General features: G+C 58.9%; 13 protein-coding genes, 2 tRNA genes and 2 rRNA genes. 7 read left to right on the plus strand and 10 right to left on the minus strand.

Translation table 11 applies throughout. The features are described 5' to 3' along the window. Nucleotides 1-142: 142 nt before the first annotated feature. The 3 genes from acpA (at nt 143) to ACOYXG_RS22340 (ending at nt 3832) form a co-directional block, all read left to right on the plus strand. Nucleotides 143-1837 (plus strand): acid phosphatase, encoded by a 1695-nt coding sequence (gene acpA / locus ACOYXG_RS22330; RefSeq protein WP_460354033.1) that lies wholly within the window; start codon nt 143-145, stop codon nt 1835-1837. Nucleotides 1838-1957: 120 nt separating this feature from the next. Then, entirely contained in the window at nt 1958-3139 is a 1182-nt protein-coding gene (locus tag ACOYXG_RS22335) for a hypothetical protein (RefSeq protein ID WP_460354036.1), read from the plus strand. A 177-nt stretch (nt 3140-3316) separates the two neighbouring features. Further along, complete coding sequence (locus tag ACOYXG_RS22340) at nt 3317-3832, plus strand: SET domain-containing protein-lysine N-methyltransferase (protein ID WP_097086271.1); 516 nt, start codon at nt 3317-3319, stop codon at nt 3830-3832. Nucleotides 3833-3838: 6 nt separating this feature from the next. Here the strand turns inward: ACOYXG_RS22340 and can are convergent, their stop codons facing one another. Continuing rightward, nucleotides 3839-4483, minus strand: a complete 645-nt coding sequence (gene can / locus ACOYXG_RS22345) for a carbonate dehydratase (RefSeq protein WP_003228196.1) — start codon at nt 4481-4483, stop codon at nt 3839-3841. Nucleotides 4484-4623: 140 nt separating this feature from the next. On the opposite strand from can, the gene ACOYXG_RS22350 reads away from it, so the two are divergent. Continuing rightward, nucleotides 4624-5028, plus strand: a complete 405-nt coding sequence (locus ACOYXG_RS22350) for a hypothetical protein (RefSeq protein WP_027612254.1) — start codon at nt 4624-4626, stop codon at nt 5026-5028. Nucleotides 5029-5140: 112 nt separating this feature from the next. On the opposite strand, the gene rimI is transcribed toward ACOYXG_RS22350, so the two are convergent. Continuing rightward, nucleotides 5141-5593, minus strand: coding sequence for a ribosomal protein S18-alanine N-acetyltransferase (rimI, locus tag ACOYXG_RS22355; protein ID WP_027612255.1), 453 nt, complete (start codon nt 5591-5593; stop codon nt 5141-5143). Continuing rightward, a complete protein-coding gene (locus tag ACOYXG_RS22360) occupies nt 5586-6332 on the minus strand; it encodes an energy transducer TonB (protein ID WP_460358536.1) in 747 nt (248 codons plus the stop codon). Before ACOYXG_RS22360 ends, rimI begins: the two co-directional genes overlap by 8 nt. A 233-nt stretch (nt 6333-6565) precedes the next feature. Between ACOYXG_RS22360 and mksB the strand changes: the two genes are divergently transcribed. The 3 genes from mksB to mksF are packed head-to-tail and all read left to right on the plus strand — an operon-like array spanning nt 6566 to nt 11374. Next, nucleotides 6566-7846, plus strand: a complete 1281-nt coding sequence (mksB, locus tag ACOYXG_RS22365) for an Mks condensin complex protein MksB (protein ID WP_003228202.1) — start codon at nt 6566-6568, stop codon at nt 7844-7846. Further along, nucleotides 7836-8537, plus strand: a complete 702-nt coding sequence (mksE, locus tag ACOYXG_RS22370; RefSeq protein ID WP_460354040.1) for an Mks condensin complex protein MksE — start codon at nt 7836-7838, stop codon at nt 8535-8537. Before mksB ends, mksE begins: the two co-directional genes overlap by 11 nt. Beyond that, nucleotides 8534-11374, plus strand: coding sequence for an Mks condensin complex protein MksF (gene mksF / locus ACOYXG_RS22375; protein ID WP_346651761.1), 2841 nt, complete (start codon nt 8534-8536; stop codon nt 11372-11374). The genes mksE and mksF overlap by 4 nt, the downstream gene beginning before the upstream one ends. Nucleotides 11375-11557: 183 nt before the next feature. On the opposite strand, the gene ACOYXG_RS22380 is transcribed toward mksF, so the two are convergent. The 7 genes from ACOYXG_RS22380 to ACOYXG_RS22410 form a co-directional block, all read right to left on the minus strand. Beyond that, nucleotides 11558-13861 carry a PqiB family protein gene (locus ACOYXG_RS22380; protein WP_460354043.1) on the minus strand — a complete coding sequence of 768 codons (2304 nt, stop codon included), beginning with the start codon at nt 13859-13861 and terminating at the stop codon, nt 11558-11560. Beyond that, on the minus strand, nt 13854-14477 hold the full coding sequence (locus ACOYXG_RS22385; RefSeq protein WP_460354048.1) for a paraquat-inducible protein A: 624 nt from the start codon (nt 14475-14477) through the stop codon (nt 13854-13856). The genes ACOYXG_RS22380 and ACOYXG_RS22385 overlap by 8 nt, the downstream gene beginning before the upstream one ends. Then, entirely contained in the window at nt 14464-15123 is a 660-nt protein-coding gene (locus ACOYXG_RS22390; protein WP_027612261.1) for a paraquat-inducible protein A, read from the minus strand. Before ACOYXG_RS22390 ends, ACOYXG_RS22385 begins: the two co-directional genes overlap by 14 nt. Before the next feature lie 150 nt (nt 15124-15273). Further along, nucleotides 15274-15389, minus strand: a 5S ribosomal RNA gene (rrf, locus tag ACOYXG_RS22395). Between the two features lie 154 nt (nt 15390-15543). After that, nucleotides 15544-18435: ribosomal RNA gene (locus ACOYXG_RS22400) — 23S ribosomal RNA — on the minus strand. 247 nt (nt 18436-18682) lie between these two features. Continuing rightward, nucleotides 18683-18758: transfer RNA gene (locus ACOYXG_RS22405), tRNA-Ala, on the minus strand. Between the two features lie 29 nt (nt 18759-18787). Then, nucleotides 18788-18864 (minus strand) — tRNA-Ile (locus ACOYXG_RS22410). Between the last annotated feature and the right edge of the window lie 37 nt (nt 18865-18901).

Below are 18901 nucleotides of genomic sequence, written 5' to 3' on the forward strand. Positions count from 1 at the left end.
AATCGAGTGAATCGTTGTGGGAGCTGACCTGGTCGCTCCCACATTTGTTTCGCCGCACCTCAAAGTGTCACCCAACTGTCACAGTGCCTTGCTAGCGTCCGCCCGAAACAAACTGAAACAATTAAGCAGAACGGGCTGACAGATGAAAGACGAGACAGACGGCACTGACGCACCTGAATCCGACACCCCCACCGACACCAGTCGCCGCCGCTTTCTCGGCGGTGTCGCCGTCCTCGGCGTGGGCGCGACCCTGGCCGGCTGCGGCAACGCCAGCGATCAACCGGGTAAACCAGTCGAGCGCCCGCTGACCCCGACCGAGCTGGACAAGGCCCTGCGCGATCAGGTGAAAACCGTGGTGGTGATCTACGCCGAGAACCGTAGCTTCAACAACCTGTTCGGTGATTTCCCCGGTGTCGAAAAGCCGCTGTCGGCGCTCAAGCCTGCCGATTACCAGCAACGTGACCGCGACGGCAGCCTGTTGCAGACGCTGCCGCCAGTCTGGGGTGGCGTGCTGCAGATCGGCCCGCAAACGCTTGATGGCGTGACCTACCCCAGCGCCACGCAGTTTCAGGAAAACCTGCCCAATGCGCCTTTCGCCCTCAAGGGCCCGAATGCCGAAGACTTGCCGTTCGGTCTGGTGACCCGCGATTTGTGGCACGTGTTCTATCAGAACCAGATGCAGATCAATGGCGGCAAGAACGATGGTTTTGTCGCCTGGGCCGACTCCGGTGGTTTGACCATGGGGCACTACGCCCAGAGCCGCTACTCGCTGCGCCTGTGGGATGTGGCGCAGGAATTCGTGCTGTGCGACAACTTCTTCCAGGGTGCCTTCGGCGGCTCGTTCCTCAATCACCAATACCTGATCAGCGCCACCGCGCCGTTCTATCCGGATGCGGCCAATTCGGTGGCCAAATCACAGATCGCCGCCCTGCAAAGCGATGATCCGACTGACCCGCGCCTCAAACCGCTGGAGGCATCGCCGGCCAGCGCCATGACCGGCCCGCCACAGTTCGGCCCGAGTGCGCTGACCCCGGACGGCTTCGGCGTCAACACCCTCGCCCCGCCGTACTGGCCGACGTGGATTCGCGATCCGGAGCGTCCGGCGTACTCCAAGCCGGATCTGCCCAATGTGATGGTGCCGCAGACCCACGAGCACATCGGCGACAAGCTGTCGAAGAAGAATGTCGACTGGGCCTGGTACGCCGGCGCCTGGCAGGCGACGCTGGAGCAGTACATGGACTCGGGCGGGATTCCGAAGATCCCCAACTTCCAGTACCACCACCAGCCGTTCAACTACTTCAAGCGGCAAGGCCCGGAGAACCCGCAAGAGCGCAACAAACGTCTGCGCGACGCGGGTCTGGGCGATGAGTCGAGCAGCAACAAGTTCTTCGCCGATGCCGAGGCCGGCAAGCTGCCGGCGGTAACTTTCTACAAACCGCAGGGCAACCTGAACATGCACGCCGGTTATGCCGACGTCGCCTCCGGTGACCGCCACATCGTCCGCGCCCTGAAGGTGCTGCGCGAAAGTCCGCAGTGGAAAAACATGGTGGTGGTCGTGACGGTCGATGAAAACGGCGGCTGGTGGGATCATGTGGCGCCACCCAAGGGCGATCGCTGGGGGCCGGGGTCGCGGGTGCCGGCGCTGGTGGTGTCGCCATTCGCCCGCAAAGGCACGGTGGATCACACGGTTTACGACACGGCGTCGATCCTGCGCCTGATCACCCGAGTGTTCCAACTGGAAACCCTCGACGGCCTCAAGCAGCGCGATGAGGCAATGATCGCCCGTGGCCAGAAACCGATGGGCGATCTGACCAACGCCCTGCATTTTCAGGCCTGAAAACCCCGTCCTGCGGGCTGATGCAAAAATCCGTTAATGACAGCTTCTCTGTGCAACACGGCTGATCCAATATGAAGCGCCCCAAAACCCCGGGGAACCCACGCTGAAAAGGATCTGAGCATGTTCAAACTCGCAGGATTTACCCCCGCAGTTCTTACCCTCGCCGCGCTCACCCTGAGCGCGGCTGCCCACGCCGATGTCGACCTGAAGCTGGGCAGCACCGAGCGCGTCACCCGCCTCTTCGCCTACCCCAACAATTGCAGCGTGATCTGTTATCGCAACTGGTCCCTGGAGCAGACCGTCGCCCATTACCTGAGCCAGAGCGTGCAGCGCGATGGTTACAGCAATGCCAAGGTGTTGGTGAAGAACGATAACGGGCAGATTTACGCCGAGATCAGCGGCGTGCCCAAAGGTTACGACAAGCCGCTGTCGGCGCTGCTCGATGCCGGTGACCTGGCCTATACCGGCGCCAGCAAGCTCAATGCCGATGGCAAATGGGCGTACAGCTGGTATCTGTTCCTGCCGCTGGGCATGGCCCTGGAAAACCGCAAGAGCGTCGAACTGCTGCACTTCCCGCCGGACTATTCGCTGACCCAGGCCCAGGACTACCTGCGTTCGAACACCACCGACCGCTGGGCCACGCTGCTGACCGTCAACGGCATTCCGGCCGAGCAGACGCCGGCCTATCAGACCATCATCGACATCGCGCCAATCGCGGCGCCGTCCAACGCCGGTAGTGATCTGGAGGGCGTCTACGACTACTTCAAGGATTATCAGACCACGCTGGTCAAGCAGTTCAGCCAGACCAGCGCCGGCACCACTCTGCCGATGGTCGCGTTCGGGGCACCGGTGCGTAACTGGATCAAGCAGCAATACGGCCCGACCGTGGCCGTATTGGGTCTGGCGACCATCAGCCCGAGCGCGGGGGTGAACGTGCCGGTGCTGGGATCGAACCATCCGAGCTACATCTGGTACGCCGCCGACCCGGCCAGCTATGACGGCGATGAGGCCAAGGCCGATGCCGCCGGTTTGAAGGTCATGGGTCAGGACTTGAGCGCCGCTTGCTGGCAAGCCGGGATGGGCAGTAAACCGGGCACCGATGCGAAAGCCCTGCTCAACAGCTGCACGCAGACCTGGCAAGTGACGCAAAAGGGCAAGACCTGCGAACTGTTCTACACCTCGATCCGCAACCTGACCCCGGCACAGGCCGCCGTCAAGTGCTCGACCACGCCAATCAAGGCCCAGTTGCAACAGCTTCAGGGCGAATTGCCGGCCACCGCCGTTCCTGCACCACACCTCTGATCCGCTGAAAAAGCTTCCCGTGTCAGTCAAAGCTGACGCGGGGAGCAGCCAATCACGCCTGTCAGATCTGACAGTAGACAGTTTGAGGGATACACCGGAATATTGGATCCAAACATGTTGCAGCGCTGACAGGACGTCAGACCAGGGAAGTCGCAGCATTTGCCGACAGGGACCGTTATGAATAATCAGGCCCATCAACACAACATTCCACGCGACGCCCCCGGCATCTACCCGTTTGCCGGATTGCCGGTGCGTCTGGGTTTCCCATCCACCGAGGATTTCGAAATCGTGCACGACCACCACGGTCACGCGGCAGTGGTGGCGCGCCGGGCGTTCTTGCGCATCACCCGGATGTGTCGGGTTTCCGGGCAACTGCTGCCCTATCGTTGTCGACAGACGCGCCAGTTACTGGCCGGCATCCATCTCTACGACCCGCGCTTTTGCGGGTTGCTCGAACACGCCTGCGATCCGAATGTGTTTCTGGACATGAGTGAGCTGTGGCTGTGGGCACTTCGCGACATTCAGCCGGGTGAACGCCTGACCATCGACTTCGCCGCCACCGAAGACCGTTTGCTGCAACAGTTCGCCTGCACCTGTGGCTCGCCGCGCTGTCGTGGGTGGATCACCGGCTACGATGAGCCACCCAGTATCGAGGGCCAGCACTTTCTGCAGCACTGGCGGCATCCACACTGATCGGGATTACAACGCCCCGACCGGACGCAGACGATATTGCGGCGGCAGTTGCTCGAAACCGCTGATGGTGGTGTTCAGGCTTTTCCAGCGACCGTCCTTGATGCCGTAAATGCAGCCGTGAATCGACAGGCTCTGGCCGCGGTGCCAGGCGTTCTGGATGATGCTGGTGTGGGCGACGTTGGCCACTTGCTGGACGACGTTGAGCTCGCACAGCCGGTCGACCTGCTCTTCCTCGGTCGGCAGCTTGGCCAGTTCTTCACGTTTTTCGTAGTACAGGTCGCGGATCGAGCGCAACCAGCCATCGATCAGACCGAACTGGCGATCCTGCATCGAGGCGCGCACACCGCCGCAGCCATAGTGGCCGGTAACCAGGATATGTTTGACCTTGAGCACATCAACCGCGTACTGGATCACCGACAGGCAATTGAGGTCGGTGTGCAGCACCACGTTGGCGACGTTGCGGTGTACGAACAGATCGCCCGGCAGCATGCCGACGATCTCGTTGGCCGGCACCCGTGCGTCGGAGCAGCCGATCCACAGATATTCCGGGGTCTGCTGGCGCGCCAGCTTGGCGAAGAAATCCGGGTCTTCCTTGGTGATCGCGTCAGCCCAACGCTCGTTGTTATCAATCAGGTCTTGTAAGTCGTGCATGGTTAAGGCCTCAAGAAAGATGCGCTGGTATGACAGACGACCGCCCGTCGGGGTCACGCAAGAACCGCAGGTGTTTTTCTTTGGAATTCTCGGGTGCCCGGTGAGTCCACTCAGTAAGGCCCACAGTATGAGGATTTGCCATGACTGATTCACGACGTCCGTTCGATGCGGTGCAACCGGAACCCATCGATGACAACGAAGACCGCATGGGCTCGGTGCATGAGCTGGATTTCGATGAAGACGAACCCAGCGCGAAAATCGGTGACGAGATTCCGGAACGTGAACGCGAGCAACTGATGCCCGCTGAACGGGTGCGCGAGGCCGGGCTTACCGGTGCATCGACGGCTGATCATGAACCGACCGACGATGACTTGAGCCCGGAAACACTGATTCACGAGGATGGCGCACGCGATGCCGAAGAGGCTGGCGAGGGCAATCAGGCCGATTGGGATCTGAGCATTGTCGATGAGGATGACATCGGCGGCGGCAATGGTCTGGATGAGGCGGAGCTGGCGCGGCGAGATCCGCTGGATGGCAATCGCTGATCTGTATTGCCTGTAAGGACGCCTTCGCGAGCAAGCCCGCTCCCACAGGGAATTGAGACTCGGCTCAAAACCAATGTGGGAGCGGGCTTGCTCGCGAAGCTTTTAAACAAGATTAGTCGACCAGGGTGCAGGCCATCACTACGGCGTCTTCGCGCCCGCCCACCGCCGGATAATAATCGCGACGCCGGCCAATCTCATTGAAACCATAGCGCTCATACAACTTGAACGCTGCGGTATTGCTGTCGCGCACTTCCAGGAAGCATTCCCGGGCAGAGGCCGCATACGCCCGCGACATCAGATGCTCGAGCAGCGTCAGCCCCAGCCCCCGTCCCTGATTCTCCGGTTTGACCGTGATATTCAGCAGATGCGCCTCGTCGAGAATGATCTGCACCACGCCATGGCCGACCTGTTGCTGGCCTTCGAACATCAGCCAGATCTGGTATTTGCCCAGCCCGTCGAGAAAAATCCCGCGGGTCCAGGGATGGCTGTACGCCGCGTATTCGATCTTCAATACCGCGTCCAGGTCCGCCTCGGTCATCGGGCGGAACGATACAGCTTCACTCATTCGATGGTTTCCAGCGCGCCATCAGCCGACGCATGGCTTGCCACACAGCGGCTTTGCGCTGTGGCTCTTCCATTAACAATTCCAGACCGGGGATGGCCCATGCCAGGCCCAGGCCTTCGATCTGCAATTCACTATTGAACGCGTCAGCGTCCGCTTCACCGGCAAAGCGTATTGCCGGAAGGCCGATCAGCCACAGGCAGGCGCAGGGTGCCGCTTCCATCTGTACCGAGAGGAAACCCTGAACAAAGTCGCGCGCCGCTTCCGGGCCCTGATCCATGGTGCCGCGGTTCAGCCACGGCCAGCGCACCGGCTCGCCGACGATTTGTGGCGCATCCGGCAGACCGGCGGCGCGCAACATGTCTTTAAGCAGCAGATAGGCCGGATCGCGGCTCTGGAACGCTTCGCCTGTGGGTAACTCGACCAGCAGCAGGCAAGCCCCGGCGCGCAGCAACTGCAGGGCAAAACGCGGTGGCGGCACGGGCGCGGGTCTGGCGACAACTGGCGCCTCCTCGACCTCTTCCACCGGTTTGGCGCCATTGCGGGTACTGGCGAGCGACGGGCGCGGCACTTCGATCTTCGGCCGTTCGACCGGACGGGCGGCAGGCTGCACCGGAGCTTCGGCCTGCACAACCGGCATCACCACGACCTCTGGCTCAGGCTCGGGCATGTCCAGCAGCTCGGGCCGCGACGGGGCGGCGAAAGGCAATTCGGTGCGCGGCAGCCAGTTGACCACCTGCATGGCGTTCAAATAGGCGCGGCGGCGGGACTCGATAAGCAAAGGGTCGGCCACTTGTGGATAACTGAAGTGGGCTGATTCTACAGCCCTTCGTTCAAGATCGCTTGCTGTTGATCGATAGCCTTTACCCGGGCTCGCTCCCTGAGAAAATGCGACAGCCCGTCCCGAGAGTGAATCGCATCCCTCGTGATGCAGTACAATCGCGGCTTTTAATCGCCAACCAGCCGGCCATTCCGATGATCGAACCCAAGCGCGTCTTGCGCGCCCTCGCTGAACACTGGGCACTTCTGGAGCCACTGTGCGAGCACTTCGACCAAGGCACCCTGAGCCTCAACGAACTGCGCACGCAACTGGCCGCCCAACAACTGGACAGCACGCCGCAGGACATCACCAGCCTGCTCGACGTGTGGATTCGCCTGGACATTCTGGTGCCCGTGGCGAAAAGCCCGAACCGTTTCGAGCTCAACGCGCAGATCCACGACTTCCTCGCCTACCTGCGCCGTGAGCACCGTCTGGGCCTGTGCCTGGAAATCGAAGCCTACTTGCGTCACCTCGAACGGCTGGCCGGCTACATTCAGGACGCGTTCGATGTGCGCGACGGCAACGACCTCGCCCGTCAGTTGCGTTTGCTCGACATGCGCGTGCGCGACGTGCTGAAGAAACTCGACAACGACGAGCAGGCACTGGTCGCCGTGGCCGAACGGGCCAAGACCAGCGACCGGCAGATTCCGCTGCGTCAGCGATACGCCGAAGTGCTGGCGACCTGGGACGAATACGTCGAACCGATGATCGACCTGGTGAACGCCGACGGCGCCTTCGAACAAGGCGTGCGCAAGGTCGAAACCGTGCTGCTGAAGATGCTCAGCGAACAGCAGCGCCTCGGCCATCTGGTCGACGACGACATGCTGCTGCGCACCCACGCGCGCATCCTCGAAATGCAGACCAGTGCCCAGCTGACCCTGCGCCACGCCCGCGAACTGCTGCTGCCGCTGCGTGAAGAGGCGCGCCGGCACAACGCCGTGACCCGTGGTGCCGCGCTGGCGCTGGCGGCGATCCGCCGCAAAGGCATCGACGCCGTGCCGCAAGCGGCGATGCCGCTGTTCACCCGGCCGCAAAGCACCTTCCTCGGCAGCGCCAGTCAGGTCGAGGCCTACGTCTACGCCCTGGCGCGTTTCGAGCCGAAACCGGCGCGTTTCCCCAAGGCGCACAAAACCCAGAAATCCGGCGATGCCCCGCGTGCACCGCGCACCGTGCGCGAGATGGTCGAGCGTTGCGAAGAGTCCCTGCCGATGCCGGATCTGATGACCTGGTTGCTGGAGCAGGAACCGGACGGCGCCACCGACGAATTGCTGTACTGGTTCTCGCGTCTGTCGCGGGAAAAACGCTTCAAGCGCGAGCGTCTGGAACGCCGCGAATACCACACTCACGAGCACCAGGTCAGCCTGCGCTCCTTCGCCCTGCTCTCGGCCCGCGACTCCGCCGCCGAGGATTCTGCGAGCATCCCCAATGCATCTTGATCTATCCGAACTGTCCCAACTGGCGCCGATCTTCCGCGAGCTGTTCAAGGGCTATCACGTCAGCCGCCGCGACCCGGAACTGTACGCGCAACTGTCGAACTTCCAGGATCAATACCGCACGCTGTTCAAGGCACTCGGCTTCGAACTGGTCTGCGACACCCGTGGTTTCTACTACTTCGTGCCGGACATGGCCGCTGCGGCGGTGAACAAGACCGCTCAGCGCCTGGCGCTGTTCACCTTCATCCTCGTCGAGCACCTGGCCGATCAGGGCCGCGATCCGATCGCCGTGCTCGACGGTGGCAGCCTCGGCCGTGAAGAACTGCCGTCGTTGCTGGATAAATACCGCGACCTGTTCATCCAGGCCGAAGTGCAGACCGTCGAAGAACTCGAAGAAAAAATCATGCGTCGCATGACCCAGCTCGGTTTCGCCGGCGAAGAAAACGGCGTGTACCGTTTCCTGCCGCCGATGCACCGTTTCCTCGATGTGTGCCTGTCGGTGCAGCAGGACCGCGATCTGGCGGCCAGCGTACACAGCGTGCTGCCGCTGCCGGCGCCGGTGCTGATCGACGAAGAAGCCGAAGCCAAATTCCTCGAGACCGACGATCCGCTTGATCTGTCCGAATTCGAAGAAGAGAGCGAAGAAAACGCACTGGCCCGCGCCATTGCCGAAGAACAGGAGTCCGATGCATGAGCCAGGAACGCTACGGCATCCGCCGCTTTGCCCTTTTGAACACCGCCGGTTACAGCCTCGGCCTGTTCCCGCTGGAAGAACCGTTGTCGGTCTACGGCGCGAACAACCTCGGGAAATCGGCGTCGATCAACGCCTTGCAGTTCCCGATTCTGGCGCGCATGTCGGACATGAGTTTCGGCAAGTACAGCCTGGAGCAATCGCGGCGTTTCTACTTCGCCTCCGACACCAGTTACATCCTCGTCGAAGTCAATCTACCCCACGGCCCGCACGTGATCGGCGTGGTCGGCCGTGGCCCGGGCGGTGGTTTCGGTCACCAGTTCTTCGCCTACGCTGGCAAGCTCGACCTGGCGCATTACCAGAAGAACGACACTTGCCTGCGTCAAAAAGAACTGTTCAGCAACCTTGAGAAAGAAGGCCTGAAAGCCTACGAACTCAAGCCTGATGAATTGCGTCGTTTGCTGGTGGGCGGGCACACCTCGATCCCGCTGGATCTGACCCTGATCCCGCTGCGCTCCACCAGCGAGCAGAGCCTGAAAACCTTCCGCGCACTGTTCATCAACCTGCTGCACATGCGTGAAATCACTGCGGCCAAGCTCAAGCAGTTGTTCCTCGATGCCTTCGAGCACAGCCTGCGTTCCGGCAGCGTCGACTACATCGCCGCGTGCGAAGAAGCCTTCCGCGATGTGCGCCGGATGGAGCAGGACTACAACTCGCTGGTCGCCGCCGGGCCCCTGGTCGAAGCCTTGGCCAACGGCGTGAAGCAGCGCGATGTGCTGCGCGGCAAACTGCATCGCCTGTCGCCGCTGCTCGATTCGTTGCTCGGCACCTGGTCGGACTACGCCACGGCGCGCAAGGAAGAGCTGACGATCCAGGCCGAACACTACCGTCGCGAGCAGGACGATCTGCAAAACGATCAGCGCGGTGGCACCCAGGAACTGATGCGTCTGGAGCGGGAAATCTCCGGCATCCAGCGCTGGCTCGGTGAGTTGTCGGTGCTGAAAAACCGCTTCGCGCTGGTCGATGACGTCAAGGTGCTGGAGCAACAACTGCTCGCCGCCAAGGACGCGCACGACGAACTGGCTGGTGCGCTGGCACAGTCCCGGCAGTTCAGCGCCGAGGATCTGGAAGAGCGTCTGCGCGATCTGGAAAAACGCCTGAAGTCGGTGAAGCAGCAACTCGATCATGCCGACAACAACAGCTATGCACGCCTGCGCGAAGAATTCTCGCAGCAGGACGTCGAACGCCTGATGCGCCTGTTCAACAGCGCGCTGTTCAGCCTGCCGCTGGGCGAGCACGGCATCACCCTCGACGACGATGGCGAGTGGGTCAAATCGGTCGAGCTGATCCTCGATGGCTTCAAGGGCGAGCGTTTCGAAGTGCCGGGGCTGTCGATCGACATCTCGCACATCGAGCCGCCGGCTCTGCAAGCGCTGGCCGACCGCGCCGCGCTGCGTGACCAGAAAGAGCGTCTGGAAAAAGAGCTCAAGCAGCTCAAGACTCAGCAAGCCGTGGCCGCCGACCGCGCCGCGAGCAAGACCCAGACCGAAGCGCTGTATCAGCAAGTACTGGATGCGCAGAAAGCCCTGGAAGATTTCCGCCGCACCCAGACCCTGAGCGCCGAAGAAGGCGACAAGCTTGAGCAACTGGCGCAGATGGAAGCCGCGCAGGACGAACTCAAGCGCTCCAGCGATGCGTTCACCGAGCGCGTCCAGCAACTGTCGGCCAAGCTGCAACTGGTCGGCCGGCAGATCGCCGACATGGAAGCCAAGCAGCGCACTCTCGACGACGCCCTGCGCCGCCGTCAGTTGCTGCCGGCGGACCTGCCATTCGGCACGCCGTTCATGGATCCGGTCGACGATTCGATGGACAACCTGCTGCCGCTGCTCAACGATTATCAGGACAGCTGGCAGGGCTTGCTGCGCGCCGACGGTCAGATCGAAGCGCTGTACGCGCAAGTACGCCTCAAAGGCGTGGCCAAGTTCGACAGCGAAGACGACATGGAGCGCCGTCTGTCGCTGCTGATCAACGCTTACGCGCACCGTACCGATGAAGCCCTGACGCTGGGCAAGGCCCGGCGTGCGGCGGTCACCGACATCGCCCGGACCCTGCGCAACATCCGCAGCGACTACGACAGCCTCGAACACCAACTGGCGCTGTTCAACCGCGAGATCAACAAGCGTCAGGTGTCCAACCTGCAGAGCTTCCGCATCGTCCTGGCGCCGAACAAGGAAGCGCTCAAGCACATCGATCAGATCATCCACAGCGCCGGTCAGTACGAAGAAGGCGAAACCCTGTCGGTGTTCGATCTGAGCCAAAGCGCGGAACAGGACAACAAGAACGAAGAGGCCAAGGAGTACCTGGCGCGGCTGGTGGCGGCGAACCACAACCAGCTCGGCCTCAAGGACTTGTTCGAACTGGCGTTCGAGATCACCAAGGTCAACGGTCAGCCGGTGATTCACACCGACATCGACGGCGCGGCGTCCAACGGCACCACCATGACCATCAAGGCGCTGACCAACATGTACTTGTTGCTGCACTTGATGGATCGCGATCTGGCCGGTCGCGTGCGCCTGCCGTACTACCTCGACGAGGCGGCGGACATCGACGAGAAGAACCAGGCAGCGCTGCTGGAAACCAGCCTGCAATTGGGCTTCGTGCCGATTCTGGCGAGTGTGAAGCCGCAGGTCTGCGCCAGTGTCGCCATCGACCTGGAGGGCGGCAGCGGCCCGGCGGGGATCTACATCGACGAGGCGGACTGGAAGTACATCCGCCGGCATGATGTGGTGAAGGCCACCGTCAATGTGCAAGCCGATGAGCCGGAGCTGGATGAGGTTTGACCGGCTTTAGCTGAAGGCAAAAAAAGGGCCGCGATCTGTTGGGATCGCGGCCCTTTTTTATGGCTGGGGATTTGTGCTGACTTTTAGTGCCCTATCGCGAGCAGGCTCACTCCTACAATTTGGAACGCGTTCCCCTGTAGGAGTGAGCCTGCTCGCGATGGCGCCACTTCAGGCACCACAGAATTACTTACTGAGCGAAATCTTCGGTGCCCAGGTCAGCCACTCATCCTCGAACTTGTCGAACAACGGGAACGTTTGCTCAGGCCGTGCCGGGTTGCCCATGCGCTCACCGTCCGGCGTGGCGAAGGCGATACCGCCCTGAATCGCCGTCTCCAGCGACTCCGTGCGCACCGTCAGACCATTGAACAAGCCGATGTCGAAACCGACACCGCTGGTGTTCCAGAATCGGCTGCCGCTGCGCACCAACGGCGCGTATTTCGGCTCGATCAAAATATGCACCAACACGCGATCAGCAGTCTGGCCCAGTTCATAACCGGTGACCTTGCCCACGGTGATTTCGCGGTAGGTCACGGGTACGCCCGGTTTCAGCGAGCCACGGCGCGCGGCGCTCAACACCAGACTCAAGCCAGCCTCCTGCTTGCTCACTTCCGGCGGACTGGCCAGCGCAACGAAGTTCTTCTGCGGGCCGAGATTTTTCGCCGCCGGCTGCACTTCCACATATTGCCCGGTGACCAGGGTTTCCAGATTCTGGGTCTTGATCAGCCCCAACTCCGGCTTGACCACCCAGAACTGACTGCCGACCCGCGCAATGCGCTCCGGTACTTCGGTGATCCGCGCGGTAATCATCACGGCTTGCAAATCGTCGGTCAGATCGACGTCTTCAATCTTGCCGACATCCAGGCCTTTGAAACGAATCGGTGTGCCCGGACGCAAACCATCGGCGCGGTCGACCTTGATCGTCACCAGCGTGCCTTTCTGGTTGGCTTCATCATGGTTGGCGAACAGACGGAAGCGTGGAATACGCTTTTGCAGCGGCGCCTTGGCTTGCGGTGTTTCGAAAGCAATACCGCCGGCCATCAATGTCTGCAAAGACTCGCTCTTCACTTGAATACCACCTGTCAGACCACCGGTGAGGGTGATGCCGCTGACATTCCAGAAGCGTGTCGACGCGTTGACCAGGTTTTCGTACTCCTTCTCGATATGCACGCCGATGACGATTTGCTTTTTGGTCTTGGAGAACTGATAGCTCTGTACCGAACCGACCTTGACCTGTTTGTACAGAATCGGACTGCCGACTTCGATCGAACCGAGAACATCGGTGAACAGCACCAGGTGCAGACCCGGCGAACGCAGATCCAGCGGCGGCGCTTTTGGCCGCGCCTCGAATTCGCGTTTCGGCGCGGCACCTTTGTCGCCCGGACGCACGGCAAAGTAGTTACCTTTCACCAACGCTTCGAGTCCGGTGATACCGGCCAGGGAAATCGACGGTTTGACCACCCAGAACTGCGTGCCTTCGACCAGATAGTCTTCGGCCAGAGGATCCAGCGTCAGCTCGGCCGTGGCGCTGTTCAGATCCGGATCGATTTTCAACGCTTTCATGTTGCCGACCTGAATGCCTTTGTACATCACCGGCGTACGGCCGGCCTGCAAGCCTTCGAAGTCACTGAGTTTGACCTTGACCCGAATACCGGCAGCGGCGGCGTCGAAGTCCTCATAGAGACGGAACGGCAGGCTTGGATCGGTGGGCGGACTGTCCTTGCGATTCTCTGGTGTGGCGAAGGCGATACCCCCGGCGACGATGCTCGCCAGAGATTCGCTGCGTACCTTCACCCCGGACAGGTTGGCGTCGATGCTGATGCCGCTGGCATTCCAGAAACGTGTGTGTTTGCGCACCAGTTTGGCGTAGGTCGGCTCGATGAACACTTTGAGCTCAACGGTACTCTGGTCTTCAGACAGCACGTAGCTTTTGATCTGACCGACTTTGATCTGCTTGTAGAACACCGGACTGCCGCGGTTCAGCGAACCGAGGCGATCGGCCTTGATCGTCAGGTGCAGGCCGGGCTTGGAGTCCGATAGCGGCGGCTCTTCGGCCAGCGCCTTGAACTTGCGGGTCGGCTCGCCTTCACCGGGACTGATGGCCACGTAGTTACCTGAAACCAGGGTTTCCAGACCGGTGATGCCGGCCAGGGTCACGCTCGGTTTCACCAGCCAGAAGCGCGTGCTGGTCTTGAGGTATTGCTCGACGTCCTTGTTCATCTCAACGGTGGCAATCACCCCTTTGGAATTGCCCTCGTCATCAAGTTTGAGCGTCTTCACCTTACCCACCGGCATGCCCTTGTAGACCACTTCGGTCTTGTTGGCCTGGATGCCTTCACCGCTTTCGAAACGCACCTGAATCTCGATACCGGTTTCGTTATAGGCACGCCAGCCGAGCCAGCCACCGATGATCAGGGCAATCAGAGGCAGTACCCAAATGGCAGACCAGTTCGAGGCCGGTCGGGTTTTCGCTACAGGCAAATCAGTCATGGTCGTCGTCCGACTCCGTGTTATCCCAAATCAGTCGGGGATCGAAAGTTACTGCGGCAAGCATCGTCAGAATCACCACACTGGCGAAGGCGATGGCGCCAAGGTTGGCTTCGACACTGGCAAGCCGGCCGAAGTTGACGACCGCCACCAGAATGGCGATCACAAAGATATCGAGCATCGACCAGCGACCGATGAACTCGATGAAGCGGTACATCCAGATCCGCTGCCGCGCGGACAACGGCTGACGCCGCTGCACCGAAAACAGCAGCAGCGCGATGCCGACCAGTTTGAAGGTCGGCACCAGAATACTGGCGATGAACACCACGGCGGCAATCGGGATCATGCCGTGCTGCACCAACTGGATCACGCCGGACATGATGGTGCTGGGATCGCCCTGCCCCAGCGAACTGACCGTCATGATCGGCAACACATTGGCCGGGATGTAGATAATCGCAGCCGTGATCAGCAGGGCCCAGGTTCGGACCAGGCTGTTAGGACGGCGAGCGTGAACCAGAGCGCCACAACGCGTGCAGGTCTGCTCGTCGGTGGCCGCATCCCGTTTGTTCAATTCATGGCATTCGGTACAGATCAGAATGCCCGCATCAATCGCCCGCATGGGCATCCTCTCCTGATAACGCCTGCCAGATCTGATGCGGTGACATCACCACTTCCAGCCAGACCTGAACCAACAACAAACCGATGAAACACGCCAGACCGAGGCCGACGGTGATGGCCGCCATGTCCGCCAGTTTGACGATCGCCACGAGGACGCCCATGAGGTAGACCTCGAGCATTCCCCAGTCTTTGAGGTGGTGATAAATGCGGTAGAGCAATAAGCCGTAACTGCGTCCGACGTTGAATCGAATCGTCAGCAAAACGAATAACTGGCACAGCAACTTCAGCAACGGAATAGCCATACTGCACAGGAATACAACGATCGAAACGCCCTGCATGTCCGTATTGAACAAGCCGAGCACGCCGCTCCACACCGTATCCTGCGAAGATTGTCCGAGGATATTGAGTTGCATGATGGGTAAAAAGTTTGCCGGGATGTACAGCAATAATGCTGCGATCACCAAGGCAAGGCTGCGCTGCACCACATTATGGCGATGGGCGTACAACTCGTAACCGCAGCGCGGGCAGAGTGCTTTCTCGCCATGGGCGAGCTTGGGCTTGCGCATCAGCAGGTCGCACTCATGACAGGCCACCAAGTCTTCCAGCGGTAAATCTGACAGCCCTTGGGCGTCAACCGGATCTGACATAAAGGCTCTGGCTCCGAAAAAGATGGGGGTTATTCTAGTGTTCTGATTCGAAAATAACTGTGCAAAATTGTTCGCTGCCTAAGTAAAAATACTTTCCTGCGGGCAAAACAAAACCCCAACTGCTTTCGCAATTGGGGTTTCGGAATTTAATCTTGACGATGACCTACTCTCACATGGGGAAACCCCACACTACCATCGGCGATGCATCGTTTCACTTCTGAGTTCGGGATGGGATCAGGTGGTTCCAACGCTCTATGGTCGTCAAGAAATTCGGGTACTGACTCGTGACCGGTTGGCCTCGCTTCAGCAAATCGGGTATGTGATACAGGTGTTTTGTGAGCATCGCGAACTTTCGGTTCATTGCGTCTTCACACACCGCAATCTGGTCTCTTTCGAGCATGCAGATTGCTTGGGTGTTATATGGTCAAGCCTCACGGGCAATTAGTATTGGTTAGCTCAACGCCTCACAGCGCTTACACACCCAACCTATCAACGTCGTAGTCTTCGACGGCCCTTCAGGGAACTCAAGGTTCCAGTGAGATCTCATCTTGAGGCAAGTTTCCCGCTTAGATGCTTTCAGCGGTTATCTTTCCCGAACATAGCTACCCGGCAATGCCACTGGCGTGACAACCGGAACACCAGAGGTTCGTCCACTCCGGTCCTCTCGTACTAGGAGCAGCCCCTCTCAAATCTCAAACGTCCACGGCAGATAGGGACCGAACTGTCTCACGACGTTCTAAACCCAGCTCGCGTACCACTTTAAATGGCGAACAGCCATACCCTTGGGACCGGCTTCAGCCCCAGGATGTGATGAGCCGACATCGAGGTGCCAAACACCGCCGTCGATATGAACTCTTGGGCGGTATCAGCCTGTTATCCCCGGAGTACCTTTTATCCGTTGAGCGATGGCCCTTCCATACAGAACCACCGGATCACTAAGACCTACTTTCGTACCTGCTCGACGTGTCTGTCTCGCAGTCAAGCGCGCTTTTGCCTTTATACTCTACGACCGATTTCCGACCGGTCTGAGCGCACCTTCGTACTCCTCCGTTACTCTTTAGGAGGAGACCGCCCCAGTCAAACTACCCACCATACACTGTCCTCGATCCGGATAACGGACCTGAGTTAGAACCTCAAAGTTGCCAGGGTGGTATTTCAAGGATGGCTCCACGCGAACTGGCGTCCACGCTTCAAAGCCTCCCACCTATCCTACACAAGCAAATTCAAAGTCCAGTGCAAAGCTATAGTAAAGGTTCACGGGGTCTTTCCGTCTAGCCGCGGATACACTGCATCTTCACAGCGATTTCAATTTCACTGAGTCTCGGGTGGAGACAGCGCCGCCATCGTTACGCCATTCGTGCAGGTCGGAACTTACCCGACAAGGAATTTCGCTACCTTAGGACCGTTATAGTTACGGCCGCCGTTTACCGGGGCTTCGATCAAGAGCTTCGCGTTAGCTAACCCCATCAATTAACCTTCCGGCACCGGGCAGGCGTCACACCCTATACGTCCACTTTCGTGTTTGCAGAGTGCTGTGTTTTTAATAAACAGTCGCAGCGGCCTGGTATCTTCGACCGGCATGAGCTTACGGAGCAAGTCCTTCACCCTCACCGGCGCACCTTCTCCCGAAGTTACGGTGCCATTTTGCCTAGTTCCTTCACCCGAGTTCTCTCAAGCGCCTTGGTATTCTCTACCCAACCACCTGTGTCGGTTTGGGGTACGGTTCCTGGTTATCTGAAGCTTAGAAGCTTTTCTTGGAAGCATGGCATCAACCACTTCGTCACCTAAAAGGTAACTCGTCATCAGCTCTCGGCCTTAAGATCCCGGATTTACCTAAGATCTCAGCCTACCACCTTAAACTTGGACAACCAACGCCAAGCTGGCCTAGCCTTCTCCGTCCCTCCATCGCAATAACCAGAAGTACAGGAATATTAACCTGTTTTCCATCGACTACGCTTTTCAGCCTCGCCTTAGGGACCGACTAACCCTGCGTCGATTAACGTTGCGCAGGAAACCTTGGTCTTTCGGCGTGGGTGTTTTTCACACCCATTGTCGTTACTCATGTCAGCATTCGCACTTCTGATACCTCCAGCAAGCTTCTCAACTCACCTTCACAGGCTTACAGAACGCTCCTCTACCGCATCACTTGCGTGATACCCGTAGCTTCGGTGTATGGTTTGAGCCCCGTTACATCTTCCGCGCAGGCCGACTCGACTAGTGAGCTATTACGCTTTCTTTAAAGGGTGGCTGCTTCTAAGCCAACCTCCTAGCTGTCTAAGCCTTCCCACATCGTTTCCCACTTAACCATAACTTTGGGACCTTAGCTGACGGTCTGGGTTGTTTCCCTTTTCACGACGGACGTTAGCACCCGCCGTGTGTCTCCCATGCTCGGCACTTGTAGGTATTCGGAGTTTGCATCGGTTTGGTAAGTCGGGATGACCCCCTAGCCGAAACAGTGCTCTACCCCCTACAGTGATACATGAGGCGCTACCTAAATAGCTTTCGAGGAGAACCAGCTATCTCCGAGCTTGATTAGCCTTTCACTCCGATCCACAGGTCATCCGCTAACTTTTCAACGGTAGTCGGTTCGGTCCTCCAGTCAGTGTTACCTAACCTTCAACCTGCCCATGGATAGATCGCCCGGTTTCGGGTCTATTCCCAGCGACTAGACGCCCTATTAAGACTCGCTTTCGCTACGCCTCCCCTATTCGGTTAAGCTCGCCACTGAAAATAAGTCGCTGACCCATTATACAAAAGGTACGCAGTCACCCAACAAAGTGGGCTCCCACTGCTTGTACGCATACGGTTTCAGGATCTATTTCACTCCCCTCTCCGGGGTTCTTTTCGCCTTTCCCTCACGGTACTAGTTCACTATCGGTCAGTCAGTAGTATTTAGCCTTGGAGGATGGTCCCCCCATATTCAGACAAAGTTTCTCGTGCTCCGTCCTACTCGATTTCATGACTAAGAGACTTTCGCGTACAGGGCTATCACCCACTATGGCCGCACTTTCCAGAGCGTTCCGCTAATCTCAAAGCCACTTAAGGGCTAGTCCCCGTTCGCTCGCCACTACTAAGGGAATCTCGGTTGATTTCTTTTCCTCAGGGTACTTAGATGTTTCAGTTCCCCTGGTTCGCCTCTTGCACCTATGTATTCAGTACAAGATAACCATCTTATGATGGCTGGGTTCCCCCATTCAGACATCTCCGGATCAAAGTCTGTTTGCCGACTCCCCGAAGCTTTTCGCAGGCTACCACGTCTTTCATCGCCTCTGACTGCCAAGGCATCCACCGTATGCGCTTCTTCACTTGACCATATAACCCCAAGCAATCTGGTTATACTGTGAAGACGACATTCGCCGAAAATTCGCAAAACTCTTAAGAGTCACTCACAAATTTTACCTTAGCCTGATCCGTTACCAGTGAAAGTAACGTTCAGTCTATCTTTCTATCACATACCCAAATTTTTAAAGAACGATCTAATCAAAAGACTAGAAATCAGCATTCACCATCACAGCGATGGAATGCTCATTTCTAAGCTTTCAAACTTCAGAAGCAGTGGTGGTGGAGCCAAGCGGGATCGAACCGCTGACCTCCTGCGTGCAAGGCAGGCGCTCTCCCAGCTGAGCTATGGCCCCGTATTTCTACAGGTTTCCCACACAAAAATTGGTGGGTCTGGGCAGATTCGAACTGCCGACCTCACCCTTATCAGGGGTGCGCTCTAACCAACTGAGCTACAGACCCAATTTCGGGCTGCTTCTATCGTCTTCTTCAATGAATC

The sequence above is a fragment of the Pseudomonas sp. G3-39 genome, assembly GCF_054790485.1.

Coding starts and splice junctions, on each gene's coding strand:
- acpA (WP_460354033.1), top strand. CDS start 143: ATGAAAGACGAGACAGACGGCACTGACGCACCTGAATCCGACACCCCC.
- mksF (WP_346651761.1), top strand. CDS start 8,534: ATGAGCCAGGAACGCTACGGCATCCGCCGCTTTGCCCTTTTGAACACC.
- ACOYXG_RS22360 (WP_460358536.1), bottom strand. CDS start 6,332: ATGCAGGTGGTCAACTGGCTGCCGCGCACCGAATTGCCTTTCGCCGCC.
- mksE (WP_460354040.1), top strand. CDS start 7,836: ATGCATCTTGATCTATCCGAACTGTCCCAACTGGCGCCGATCTTCCGC.
- ACOYXG_RS22380 (WP_460354043.1), bottom strand. CDS start 13,861: ATGACTGATTTGCCTGTAGCGAAAACCCGACCGGCCTCGAACTGGTCT.
- ACOYXG_RS22390 (WP_027612261.1), bottom strand. CDS start 15,123: ATGTCAGATCCGGTTGACGCCCAAGGGCTGTCAGATTTACCGCTGGAA.
- ACOYXG_RS22350 (WP_027612254.1), top strand. CDS start 4,624: ATGACTGATTCACGACGTCCGTTCGATGCGGTGCAACCGGAACCCATC.
- can (WP_003228196.1), bottom strand. CDS start 4,483: ATGCACGACTTACAAGACCTGATTGATAACAACGAGCGTTGGGCTGAC.
- ACOYXG_RS22335 (WP_460354036.1), top strand. CDS start 1,958: ATGTTCAAACTCGCAGGATTTACCCCCGCAGTTCTTACCCTCGCCGCG.
- rimI (WP_027612255.1), bottom strand. CDS start 5,593: ATGAGTGAAGCTGTATCGTTCCGCCCGATGACCGAGGCGGACCTGGAC.
- ACOYXG_RS22340 (WP_097086271.1), top strand. CDS start 3,317: ATGAATAATCAGGCCCATCAACACAACATTCCACGCGACGCCCCCGGC.
- mksB (WP_003228202.1), top strand. CDS start 6,566: ATGATCGAACCCAAGCGCGTCTTGCGCGCCCTCGCTGAACACTGGGCA.
- ACOYXG_RS22385 (WP_460354048.1), bottom strand. CDS start 14,477: ATGCGGGCGATTGATGCGGGCATTCTGATCTGTACCGAATGCCATGAA.